Here is a 9124-nt window from a genome sequence, read left to right on the forward strand (position 1 = left end):
TTCCCTCCCCCCTTGCGGGGGTGGGAGCCAGAGCAGAGTGCTCACCTCACTAGCTCCGCCTCTGGCCAAATTCCTGCCCTAGCCAAGCCGTCGCAAAATCGTTAACGAACCCAATCATTAAGCCACTTGGTCGATCTTTGGCCGATCCCTGTCGAAAGCCCGGGGCGGCCATGCTAAGGGCTGCGCCAACACCACTTAAGGAACCGGCCCTGGAACGCGATTTCGGGGCGAACTGGACGTCGAGATGACCGAAGCTGCCGCACCACGATCTGCCGCCGGATCCGCCGACTGGGCGGATGCGCTGCTGGCCTCGTTCGCGCAGGCCGGTTACGTCCGGTCCGAGCCTGCCATCCTGCAGCCGGCCGAGCCGTTCCTCGACCTCTCCGGCGAGGACATCCGCAAGAGCCTCTATTTGACCACCGATCCGAGCGGCGAAGAGCTCTGCCTGCGCCCGGACCTCACGATCCCGGTGGCACGCGACTACCTCGCCTCGCCTCGCGCCGGCCAGCCGGCCGGCTTCAGCTATCTCGGGCCGGTGTTCCGCTATCGCGACGGCCAGCCGAGCCAGTTCCTGCAGGCCGGCATCGAATCGTTCGGACGGCAGGACCGCGCCGCGGCCGATGCCGAGATGCTGGCGCTGGCGCTGGAGGCCACCACGGCGTTCGGGCTGAACGACGTCGAGATCCGCACCGGCGACGTCGCGCTGTTCAACGCGCTGATCGATGCGCTCGAGCTTTACCCGGTGTGGCGGCGACGGCTGATCAAGGATTTCAACCGCAAGGTTTCGCTGACCGACGACATCGAGCAACTGACACTGGCGACTGCGCCGGGCCGCAACGAGTATCAGGGCGTGCTTGCGGCGCTCGCCGGCTCCGATCGCAAGGCGGCACTGGCGCTGGTCACCGATTTGATGTCGATCGCCGGCACCACCAATGTCGGCGGCCGCACGGTCGCCGAGATCGCCGACCGCTTCCTCGAGCAATCGACCTTAAAGGGCGGCGCGCTACCGCGCGATGCCGTCACGACCATCAAGCGCTTCCTCGCCATATCCGGCGATCCCGACGATGCGGTCGCGCAATTGCGCGCCCTCGCCGGCGACGCCAGGCTCGACCTCACCACCGCGATCGACCAGTTCGAGAGCCGGGTCGGTTTCATGGCCGCACGCGGCATCGACACCGGCAAGACCCGGTTCTCGACCGCGTTCGGCCGCGGCCTTGACTATTACACCGGCTTCGAATTCGAACTGCATGCCAGGGGCAACGGCGCCGAGCCGCTGGTCGCGGGCGGCCGCTATGACGGCCTGATGTCGCAGCTTGGATCAGCCAACCCAATCCCCGCGGTCGGCTTCTCGGTCTGGATCGAGCCGATGACTCGGCATGGCAAGGCCGCTGGCCGCGGAGTTGCACCATGAGCACGCCCTTCGTCGTCGCCGTTCCCTCCAAGGGTCGCCTGCAAGAGAACGCGGAAGGCTTCTTCGCCCGCGCCGGGCTGATGCTGTCGAAGGCCGGCGGCGCGCGCGACTATCGCGGCACCATCGCCGGCGTCGACAATGTCGAGATCGCCTATCTCTCGGCGAGCGAGATCGCGGCCAATCTGGCGCGCGGCACCGTGCATCTCGGCGTCACCGGCGAGGATCTGGTGCGCGAGAGCATCACCGATGCCGACAAGCGCGTGCTGATGATCGAGGGCCTCGGCTTCGGCTATGCCAATGTCGTGGTGGCGGTGCCGCAGGCCTGGATCGATGTCCGCACCATGGCCGACCTCGACGACGTCGCATCGGGCTTCCGCGAGCAGCACAATCACCGCATGCGGGTCGCGACCAAATACATCAACCTGACCCGCGGCTTCTTCGCCAGGCACGGCGTCGGCGACTACCGGATCGTCGAGAGCGCCGGCGCCACCGAGGGCGCGCCCGCGGCCGGCACCGCCGAATTGATCGTCGACATCACGACCACAGGGGCGACGCTCGCCGCCAACGGGCTCAAGGTGCTCGATGACGGCGTGATGCTGCGCAGCCAGGCCAATCTGGTGGCCTCAAAGGATGCCGACTGGTCGACCGGCGCCCGCGAAACCGCGCGCGTCATCCTCGACCACATCGCCGCCCGCGCCCGCGCCAGCAAGTATCGCGAGGTCCGCACCCGCTTTGCCGGCTGCAACGATGCGCTGCTGTCCGAGGCGCATAACCGTTTCGGCGTGGTCGCCCCGTTTGGCAGCCCGACCTCCTCGGGCATGCTCACGCTGCACTGCCCGCCCGGCAAGCTCTACGCGCTCGGCAGCTTCCTGCGCGAGCACGGCGCCGAGACCGTGTCGGTGGTGTCGCTGGACTACGTGTTCGACCGGGAGAACCCGTTGTTCGCCAGGCTCGAGGCGTTCCTGCGACAATGAGTCGGCCCCGCCGTTCATGTTGGCGACAGCCGGCCGTCGGTACCATATTGTGTCCAAGGGACATGTTGTTTTGAGGCGTCGTCTGCACGCGAACCGGAACTCCACCCCGCATCAAGTGCGGGGCAGGCTTCGCTCGAGATCGCGCTCGTTTTCTGGAACCTGACCGATGATGCTGGGCTCTGACGTTTCCAGCCTGACCACCACCGCCAAGACCGCCGCCGCGCAGGGTCTGTCGATCGTCGTGCCCGTCTACAACGAGGCCGCCGGGCTCGCGGCGCTGCACCAGCGGCTGGTCGACCTCGCGAGGTCGCTCCGTGCCCGTTACGGTCTGCCCTGCGAAGTGGTCTATGTCGACGACGGCAGCGCGGACAACACGCTGGCGATCGCGCGCGGCCTGCCCGCCGACGGGCTCGACCTACAGGTGGTGTCGCTGTCGCGCAATTTCGGCAAGGAGGCGGCGCTGATGGCCGGTCTCGACCACGCCCGCCGCGGCGCGGTGCTGTTCATGGATGGCGACGGCCAGCATCCGCCGACGCTGGTGGAACAACTGGTCGCGCACTGGATCGATGACGGCTACGACGTGGTCTACACCGCGAAGGCACATCGCGACAATGAATCGGCGTTGCGTCGGCTTTCGGTGCGCGGCTTCTACGCGCTGATCAATTGGGGCGCGCGGCAGAAGATCCCGGAGGATGCCGGTGACTTCCGCCTGCTGTCGCCGCGCGCGGCACTGGCGCTGCGGCAATTGCCGGAGCGCAACCGCTTCTTCAAGGGACTGGCGAGCTGGATCGGCTTCAGGCAGATCCGCGTCGACTACGAGCCGGCGCCGCGCGCGCATGGCGTCACCACCTTCAATGCTGGCCGGCTGATCGGCCTGTCGATCGAGGGGCTGACCTCGTTCTCGGTGGCGCCGCTGCGCTTCGCCAGTCTGCTCGGCGCGCTGCTGGCGGGCGCGGCCTTCCTGTTCGGGCTCTCGATCCTCTGGGAGGTCTGGACCACCGGCAAGCAGGTGCCCGGCTATCCGTCGCTGATGATCGGCGTGATGACGATCGGCGGCGTGCAGCTGATCATGATCGGCATCGTCGGCGAATATATCGGCAAGATCCTCTCCGAGCTGAAGGCACGGCCGATCTACTTCGTCGCCGAGCACACCGAGAAGCACGCCGACGGCGGCGCGGCGCAAAGTGCTACCGAGCGGACCGCCGCCGAATGAGCGATCCCGCAGCGCTGCGACGGATCTGGCTGTGTGCCGATGATTATGGCCTGAGCGACGGCGTCAACCGCGCGATCCGCGATCTGATCGAGCGCGGCCGGCTCAACGCGACCTCGGTGATGACCGTGACGCCGGCAATCGGCCGCGACGCCGCCGCCGCGCTCACGGCCTCGGTGGCGAAGAGCCTGCATTGCGCGATCGGGTTGCATGTGACGCTGACCGCGCCGTTCCGGCCGCTGACGATGCATTTCCGTCCGCTCGACGGCGACATGTTCCTGCCGTTCCCGCGGCTGTTGCGCGCCGGGCTGATGCACCGGCTCGATGCCGAACTGGTCCATGCCGAGGTGCTGGCGCAGCTTGCCACGTTCCACGATCTGTTCGGCCGCGCACCGGATTTCGTCGACGGCCATCAGCACGCGCAATTGTTCCCGCAGGTCCGCGACGGCTTCCTGCGCGCCGTGAAGGAGCGCGCGCCGGACGCCTGGGTGCGGCAGTGCGGACGCGACGGTCCGCTGGCACGCATCACCGGCCCCAAGACGTTGGTGCTGAGCGTGCTGAGCACCCAGTTCCGGGCCAAGGCGAGCCGCGCCGGCCTGCGCTTCAACCCGGCCTTCGCCGGCGCCTATGATTTCACGCGCACCAGCGACTTCGCCGCACTGATGCAAGGCTTCGTGGAGGGCCTGCCCGAAGACGGCCTCGTGATGTGCCATCCGGGCTTCGTCGACGAGACGCTGAAAAGCCTCGATCCGCTGACCACGCAGCGCGAGATCGAGCATGCCTATCTGGCGAGCGATGATTTCGCTGCGCTGCTCGACCTGAATAAAGTTACATTGGCCTGATAAGGTTCACGGAAAATCGCCGGTCGGATTGTCGCATACATAAATTTAATTCAGCCCCCCACTCCTTGCGCCACAAAGCCCGTCCTACATCAGCCGCGCGCCGATTCGATCGACGCGATGGAGAACGCCATGACACCGCAAGAACGCCAACTGATCGACGATCTCTTCGACCGGCTCGCCAAGCTGGAGAATGCCCCGCGCGACAGCGAGGCCATGTCCGCGATCATGCAGGGCCTGCGCAACGCGCCGAATGCGGTCTACGCGCTGGTGCAGACCGCGCTGGTGCAGGACGAGGCGCTGAAGCGCGCCCATGACCGGATCCAGGAGCTGGAGGCCGCGGCCGGCCAGCCGCAGGGAGCGCAGCAGCAAGGCGGCGGTTTCCTCGATTCGATGCGCGACGCGATCTTCGGCCAGGGCCAGGGCCAGCCGCACGGCTCGGTGCCGCCGGTGCGCGCGCCTGACATTGGCGGTGGCCGCCCGGTGTGGAATTCGGGCCAGGCGATCCAGCAGGCAGGCGGCTACGGCCAGCCGCCGCAGCAATATGGCCAGCCCCAATATGGCCAACCCCAATATGGTCAACCCAACGGCGGCCCGCAGCCTCCGGCGTTCGGCGGCGCTCCCGGCGGTGGCGGCGGCTCATTCCTCGGCACTGCGGCGGCGGCCGCGGCCGGCGTGGTCGGCGGCGGGCTGTTGCTCTCCAGCATCCGCGGGATGATGGGTGGCGGCGGCGGTCACCAGTCACTGGCTGATGCCAGCGGCCTCGGCGGCGGTTCGCGCCCGTGGGGCGGCGACCAATCGTCGAGCGATCTGGCGCGCGACGCCGGCGTCAACGATATCGGCTCGAACCGCGACAGCAGCTCGCGTGCCGGCCTGTTCGACCAGGCGTCGAACAACAACGACGACAATTACAACACCGATCACGATTCCGACGACTTCGACAATGATGACGACGGCTTCGACGGTGGTGGAAACGACGACAGCAACTACGCGTAACCGCGTTGCCTGACTTCCAAACACGAACGGCCGCTCTCACCGAGCGGCCGTTTCCATTTCATCCGTTGGGCGCGATCACATCACGACGACCTTGGCGCCGACATTGACGCGGCCGTAGAGGTCGATGACGTCCTCGTTGCGCATCCGGATGCAGCCGGACGAGACATTGGTGCCGATCGTCCACGGCTCGTTGGAGCCATGGATACGGTAGAGCGACGAGCCGAGATACATCGCGCGCGCGCCGAGCGGATTCTCCGGGCCACCTTCCATGTGCCGCGGCAAGTCGGGACGACGCGCCAGCATTTCCGCCGGCGGCGTCCAGTCCGGCCATTCGCGCTTGGCGGACACCGTCTTGATCCCCGACCAGGTAAAGCCCGGCTTGCCGACGCCGATGCCGTAGCGCAGCGCGCGGCCGTCGCCCTGCACCAGATACAGGAACTTGTTCGGCGTATCGACGACGATGGTGCCCGGGCGCTCCTTGCCGGAATAGTCGACGAGTTGCTTCTCGTATTTCGGATCGAATGGACGCTGCGTCGGATCGCCCGCCGCCTCTTCCTGCTGACGGATCATCTGCTGCTGCGGATCCATCGGCGGCAGCTGGCGATTGCCGTAGTAAGCGGGCTGCTGCTGATAGGTCGATTGCGGCGCATAGCCCTGTGACGACGGCGCGTCGCCGAACAGGAATTCGATGAAGCCGCCGCCCATGTTGCCGCGCTGCGGCTGTGCGTAGGCGGTGCGCATCGGCGGTTGCGGCGCGCCCTGGTTGGCGTAGATCACGGCGGGTTCGCCGGGCGATACCGCGTCGATCGCCAGGGCGTGATGGGGAACGGCAATAAGCGAAGACGCGCCGGCGAGCAGCGCAAGCGTGGTTTTCCTGAACATCGACGTACTCTGTACTGGTTTCGTCGTGACTGTTGCGTGGACGGAGCACGACATGGCCCCGTTGCACGTGGTCAATAAGCAATGAAAACCGCATCGGTTTGGTAAACGGATCGGCCGTTTCGATTCACCACGTCGGCAATGGCGCGCGGTTTTGCCGGACAGCGTTTATTTTGCGTGAACACCGCGGCACCATGGTTAATCTCGGGTAGCGCGGCGGTCGCGCGCCACAAGCGCAAATTGTTCCGCGTGAACCTGACGTTAAATCGCCGTTGGCTAGAACGGACCTCAGCGAAGGGGCGGGAATGAAATCATGTCAGTGAAGCGTAAGCGTTTTCGTGTCGAGCAGGCGATGGGCGAAGTGACGATGCCGGAGCCGGAGATCGCCGGTGGCGTCGACATCGGTCCGATGCATCGCGAGATCATGTCCGAGCTGCGCTCGATCCGCGCCCAGATGGCCGCAGCGCCGGCGCAGCGCACCGCCGACAATGTCGACGTGGTCGTCGCCCGCGAAATCGCCGAGGCGCACGCGCTGCTCGAGACCTACCGCGCCCAGGTCGAACAGTGCGAGAAACTCAAGGTCGAGCTCGACCTGATCCACGACGCGATCAGCCGCACCAAGCGCGAGATCGCCGTGCTGCACGGCAAGAGCTTCAACGGCGAGGAGATGGCCAAGGTCAATGGCGAGCTCGGCGCAGTGGTCGGCGGCACCGAACAGGCCACCCAGCAGATCCTCGAAGCGGTGGAAGCGATCGACCAGGCCGCGACCGCGCTGGCCAAGAACGTCACGCCGGATCAGCAGAAGCTGCTCAGCGAGGACATCCAGGAACGCGTGGTCGCGATCTTCGAGGCCTGCAACTTCCAGGACCTCACCGGCCAGCGCATCAGCAAGGTGATGCAGACGATGAAGTTCATCGAACAGCACATCAACGAGATGATGAACATCTGGGGCGGCGTCGACGCCATCAAGTCGCACGTCCCCGCGATCGTCGACACCCGCGAGGGCGACGCCCGCCTGCTCAACGGCCCGAAGCTCGACGGCGACGCCGGCCACGCCTCGCAGGACGACATCGACGCGATGTTCAATTGAGGTCTATCTGGACACAGACGAAACGCCGGTCCTGAGGGCCGGCGTTTTTGTTTCGGCAGTTCGCCGCTCCCCTTCCCTTCTCCCCTATCCGCGAACTCAAATGACAGATTTAGACTCGCGGAGAAACGCCCCTCACCCGGATTGCATCTTGCGATGCAATCCGGCCTCTCCCACGAGGGGAGAGGCGAACCGACTATGCGGCTCCAGGTCGGTTGGAAGCTAAGCTCTCGCCTTTACGCCCGCGGCGCGCAGCGGACGTAGACCATGTTGCCGTAGCGGGTGGCGGCGTCCTTGTCGACGAAGCGGGTGATCATGACCCGGCCGTCGAACGAGATGATCTCGCGGTCCTGCTCGCCGGGGGTCGGGCCGGGCGGGCCGATATAGTTCTTGCCGCTCGGGGAACCCTTGAGGCGCAGTTCCTGCGGGGTGGCCTGGTCGGCCAGATGCATGATGACGCCGCCGCTCTGGCCGGCACCGATCACGTAGGGCTGCTTGCACTGGCCGCGGGCGGCGGCCTCGGTGCGGGCGCGGTCGGCGGGATTCTGGAACGAGGCGAGACCCCAACGGCCGACGATCTCGTCGGCGCGGATGCTCGCGGGCATCTCCGGGGCCACGCCAGGTTCGGTGGGAGCCGGCTCGGTGTTCGAGGACAATGACGGCAGACTCATGCTGCCGCACGCCCCCAAGAGTGTCGTCAGCGCCGAGACAGCCGCGAACCGTGCGACCAATCGCGCGTTGAGTGACCTTATCATATGCATCCCCCGACAATTTCCCGGCCGCACCCGTCCTACAGCCAAGCGTAAAACTTAAGGCGGAGCAATGACGTCTGACAAAATTACGTCATCGCTACGATTTGGTTTCTGGTCCACCATCCTATATTGGCCTCACCAAGGCCTTAACCAGATTTGGGCCTTGACCTCGTTTGCTTGACAGGAAACCCGGCAGGCCATATTTCCCGGCGCACAATTAGCACTCTTGTACCACGATTGCTAAATGCGCCAGGCGTTCCGCCTGGCGCCGACCGGACCGGCATTCAACACCAGTCTCGATGAACCGGACCTGAAACCGAGCTTCCAAGAGGGAACGTCATGGCTAAATCCACCTTCCGCCCCCTGCATGACCGCGTCGTGGTCAAGCGTATCGATGCCGAGGAGAAGTCCAAGGGCGGCATCATCATTCCGGACTCGGCCAAGGAAAAGCCCTCCCAGGGCGAGATCGTCGCCGTCGGCCCGGGTGGCCGCGACGAAGCCGGCAAGCTGATCCCGATCGACCTCAAGGTCGGCGACCGCGTGCTGTTCGGCAAATGGTCGGGCACCGAGGTCAAGCTCGACAACCAGGAACTCCTGATCATGAAGGAGTCCGACATCATGGGCGTGCTGGCCTGATCACACCCTCTCCGTCACCCTGAGGAGGCAGCGAAGCTGCCGTCTCGAAGGGTGAGCCCCACAACCATCCTTCGAGACGCGGGCCAGGGCCCGCTCCTCAGGATGACGCCTTTCCCAGGAGTTCAAAACAATGGCTGCCAAGGACGTAAAATTCGCCGGAGACGCCCGCGACCGCATGCTGCGCGGTGTCGACGTGCTCGCCAACGCCGTCAAGGTGACGCTCGGCCCCAAGGGCCGCAACGTCGTCATCGAGAAGAGCTTCGGCGCTCCCCGCATCACCAAGGACGGCGTCACCGTCGCCAAGGAGATCGAGCTCGACGACAAGTTCGAGAACATGGGC

General features: G+C 65.8%; 10 protein-coding genes. 8 read left to right on the forward strand and 2 right to left on the reverse strand.

Annotated elements, in window-relative coordinates; translation table 11 throughout:
- The first annotated feature begins 244 nt into the window (after positions 1 to 244).
- The 5 genes from B2W55_RS20040 to B2W55_RS20060 all read left to right on the forward strand — a co-directional run bounded on the left by B2W55_RS20040 (position 245) and on the right by B2W55_RS20060 (position 5430).
- Positions 245 to 1411, forward strand: a complete 1167-nt coding sequence (locus tag B2W55_RS20040) for an ATP phosphoribosyltransferase regulatory subunit (protein WP_024581152.1) — start codon at positions 245 to 247, stop codon at positions 1409 to 1411.
- Positions 1408 to 2385, forward strand: a complete 978-nt coding sequence (gene hisG, locus B2W55_RS20045) for an ATP phosphoribosyltransferase (RefSeq protein ID WP_024581153.1) — start codon at positions 1408 to 1410, stop codon at positions 2383 to 2385. The genes B2W55_RS20040 and hisG overlap by 4 nt, the downstream gene beginning before the upstream one ends.
- Positions 2386 to 2551: 166 nt before the next feature.
- On the forward strand, positions 2552 to 3598 hold the full coding sequence (locus B2W55_RS20050; RefSeq protein WP_024581154.1) for a glycosyltransferase family 2 protein: 1047 nt from the start codon (positions 2552 to 2554) through the stop codon (positions 3596 to 3598).
- Positions 3595 to 4437: a ChbG/HpnK family deacetylase gene (locus B2W55_RS20055; RefSeq protein WP_024581155.1), complete on the forward strand. Its 843-nt coding sequence runs from the start codon at positions 3595 to 3597 to the stop codon at positions 4435 to 4437. Before B2W55_RS20050 ends, B2W55_RS20055 begins: the two co-directional genes overlap by 4 nt.
- A 129-nt stretch (positions 4438 to 4566) precedes the next feature.
- Positions 4567 to 5430, forward strand: a complete 864-nt coding sequence (locus B2W55_RS20060; protein WP_024581156.1) for a DUF2076 domain-containing protein — start codon at positions 4567 to 4569, stop codon at positions 5428 to 5430.
- 75 nt (positions 5431 to 5505) lie between these two features.
- Here the strand turns inward: B2W55_RS20060 and B2W55_RS20065 are convergent, their stop codons facing one another.
- The gene (locus B2W55_RS20065; RefSeq protein WP_024581157.1) at positions 5506 to 6312 is read right to left on the reverse strand and encodes a L,D-transpeptidase; all 807 of its coding nucleotides are present in this window, start codon (positions 6310 to 6312) and stop codon (positions 5506 to 5508) included.
- A 310-nt stretch (positions 6313 to 6622) separates the two neighbouring features.
- On the opposite strand from B2W55_RS20065, the gene B2W55_RS20070 reads away from it, so the two are divergent.
- Positions 6623 to 7399 (forward strand): protein phosphatase CheZ, encoded by a 777-nt coding sequence (locus B2W55_RS20070; protein ID WP_024581158.1) that lies wholly within the window; start codon positions 6623 to 6625, stop codon positions 7397 to 7399.
- A gap of 233 nt (positions 7400 to 7632) precedes the next feature.
- Here B2W55_RS20070 and B2W55_RS20075 read toward each other — a convergent pair whose 3' ends face one another.
- Positions 7633 to 8151: a hypothetical protein gene (locus B2W55_RS20075; protein ID WP_024581159.1), complete on the reverse strand. Its 519-nt coding sequence runs from the start codon at positions 8149 to 8151 to the stop codon at positions 7633 to 7635.
- Positions 8152 to 8487: 336 nt separating this feature from the next.
- On the opposite strand from B2W55_RS20075, the gene B2W55_RS20080 reads away from it, so the two are divergent.
- Both B2W55_RS20080 and B2W55_RS20085 read left to right on the forward strand, forming a co-directional pair.
- Positions 8488 to 8784, forward strand: a complete 297-nt coding sequence (locus B2W55_RS20080; RefSeq protein ID WP_018269780.1) for a co-chaperone GroES — start codon at positions 8488 to 8490, stop codon at positions 8782 to 8784.
- A 130-nt stretch (positions 8785 to 8914) separates the two neighbouring features.
- On the forward strand, positions 8915 to 9124 hold a 210-nt coding region (locus B2W55_RS20085), incomplete at its 3' end, for a TCP-1/cpn60 chaperonin family protein (protein WP_291532276.1).

Origin of the sequence: Bradyrhizobium sp. UBA2491 (genome assembly GCF_002341725.1) — a bacterium.
In the GTDB taxonomy this organism is placed as follows: domain Bacteria; phylum Pseudomonadota; class Alphaproteobacteria; order Rhizobiales; family Xanthobacteraceae; genus Bradyrhizobium.

Bases quoted from the DNA above. Each gene is read 5' to 3' on its own strand.
- B2W55_RS20040 (WP_024581152.1), top strand. From the start codon at position 245: ATGACCGAAGCTGCCGCACCACGATCTGCCGCCGGATCCGCCGACTGG.
- B2W55_RS20060 (WP_024581156.1), top strand. From the start codon at position 4,567: ATGACACCGCAAGAACGCCAACTGATCGACGATCTCTTCGACCGGCTC.
- B2W55_RS20055 (WP_024581155.1), top strand. From the start codon at position 3,595: ATGAGCGATCCCGCAGCGCTGCGACGGATCTGGCTGTGTGCCGATGAT.
- B2W55_RS20065 (WP_024581157.1), bottom strand. From the start codon at position 6,312: ATGTTCAGGAAAACCACGCTTGCGCTGCTCGCCGGCGCGTCTTCGCTT.
- B2W55_RS20050 (WP_024581154.1), top strand. From the start codon at position 2,552: ATGATGCTGGGCTCTGACGTTTCCAGCCTGACCACCACCGCCAAGACC.
- B2W55_RS20080 (WP_018269780.1), top strand. From the start codon at position 8,488: ATGGCTAAATCCACCTTCCGCCCCCTGCATGACCGCGTCGTGGTCAAG.
- B2W55_RS20070 (WP_024581158.1), top strand. From the start codon at position 6,623: ATGTCAGTGAAGCGTAAGCGTTTTCGTGTCGAGCAGGCGATGGGCGAA.
- hisG (WP_024581153.1), top strand. From the start codon at position 1,408: ATGAGCACGCCCTTCGTCGTCGCCGTTCCCTCCAAGGGTCGCCTGCAA.
- B2W55_RS20075 (WP_024581159.1), bottom strand. From the start codon at position 8,151: ATGATAAGGTCACTCAACGCGCGATTGGTCGCACGGTTCGCGGCTGTC.